Annotated in this window: 1 protein-coding gene; it reads right to left on the reverse strand. The window is 59.4% G+C overall.

Annotation, left to right across the window (positions count from 1 at the left end):
• Nucleotides 1-194 precede the first annotated feature (194 nt).
• The coding region (locus tag AC1D0P_RS26200; protein WP_477679396.1) for a molybdopterin cofactor-binding domain-containing protein at nt 195-860 on the reverse strand (666 nt) is incomplete at its 5' end.

Below are 860 nucleotides of genomic sequence, written 5' to 3' on the forward strand. Positions count from 1 at the left end.
GTTTTCAGCAGAGCCTTGAATTCTATACCGATTTTTGAGTCCCGGTCAACTTTTCAAGATCTTTTTTCTGTTGAACTTATCGCTTTCGCGATCGCTACAGATTCCGAAGAATTTGTTCGCTGTGTTCAGCAGAGCCATCGACTATAGCACGGTTGTTTTGGCGTTTTCGAATACTTCCGCAAAAACTTTTCAAATCACGCTTCGCTCAAGGACAGCGGCAGTGAGCGCAGGCGCTTTCCTGTCAATGAAAACAGCGCATTGGCCAATGCCGGCGCCAATGGTGGAACGCCCGGCTCACCAGCGCCGCCCGGCGCTCTTTCACTGGGGACAAGGAAGGTCTCCACGACGGGTGCCTGGGCCAGGCCCAGCATGGCGTACTGCGGGAAGTTCTTCTGCTGGATTACACCTTCTTCTATATCTATCCGCCCATACAGCGCGGCGCTCAGGGCGAACACGACGGAGCCCTCCATTTGCTGCGCCACGATGCCCGGATGGATCACCGTGCCGCAATCCACCGCGCACACCACGCGGTGGACACGCGGGACGCCGTCTAGCAGGGACACCTCCACCACCTGCGCCACGATGGAACCAAAAGATTCGTGCAGGGCGAGGCCCCGGGCCCGGCCTGCGGGGAGCGCCGTGCCCCAGCCTGACTTGGCGGCTGCCAGGTCCAGCACAGCCAGGTGCCGGGGAGCCTCTTCTAATAGAGAACGCCTGAAGGCCAGCGGATCCTGCCCCGCGTCCTTGGCCAGCTCGTCGATAAAGCTTTCGGAGAAGAAAGCATTGTGCGAATGCCCCACGGAGCGCCAATAGCCCACCGGCACCCCGGAGCGCGTCGCCACATGCGACATCTTCTGGTT

The sequence above is a fragment of the Polaromonas sp. P1_G2 genome (assembly GCF_056405515.1).